Source organism: Streptacidiphilus anmyonensis, from assembly GCF_000787855.1.
Classification (GTDB): domain Bacteria; phylum Actinomycetota; class Actinomycetes; order Streptomycetales; family Streptomycetaceae; genus Streptacidiphilus; species Streptacidiphilus anmyonensis.
In genome coordinates, this window is record NZ_BBPQ01000145.1 from 3440 (window position 1) to 4039 (window position 600).

At 67.2% G+C, this 600-nt stretch carries 1 pseudogene; it reads right to left on the minus strand.

From position 1 onward, the window contains the following. Window positions 1-600, minus strand: a pseudogene (locus tag TR50_RS47515) (hypothetical protein); the annotation flags it as partial.

The following is a 600-nucleotide window of genomic DNA, read 5'->3' on the forward strand; positions in this document are numbered from 1 at the left end:
AGCGGGTGTAGGCCGTGGTCGCGCTCTGGTGCTGGTAGTTGTCCAGCTCCCGCGCGTAGCTGTAGCGGGTCACGTTGCCGTGCGGGTCGATGACGTAGTCCAGGTTCCACCGCCACGCCTGCAGGCAGCTCTGCGGGTTCTGCGTCCCCGTCGGATCGTTGCACGAGGTACCCGAACCCGTGCCGAAGACCGGCTCGGACCAGGTCGAATACGTCGGACTGTCACCCCCGGTGCCGCCGAACGCGGACGGCAGCCGGTTCGCACCGTACAGGTACACCGTCCCGTCGGTGCCGGTCACCTTCCAGTACGCCTGGTTCGCGGTGTTGTTGGAACCGCCCGTGGTGCCGGACAGCAACTGCACCCGGGTGCCGTCGTCGACCGCCAGGCGCCACTTCGAGGTGTCGGTGTCGTCCCGCACCAGCTCCCCGGCGTGCGAACCGCCCGAGATCGTCGCGTTCGCGACGCCCAGGCACATGTCACCCGAACTCGCCCAACTGGTCGGATTGACCTTCGCGCACGGCTTGTAGCTCGTCTCGATGTACGACGAAGCACCGCCCAGTTCGAAGCCCTCACCCACCACCGACGTCTGACCGTTCGAGA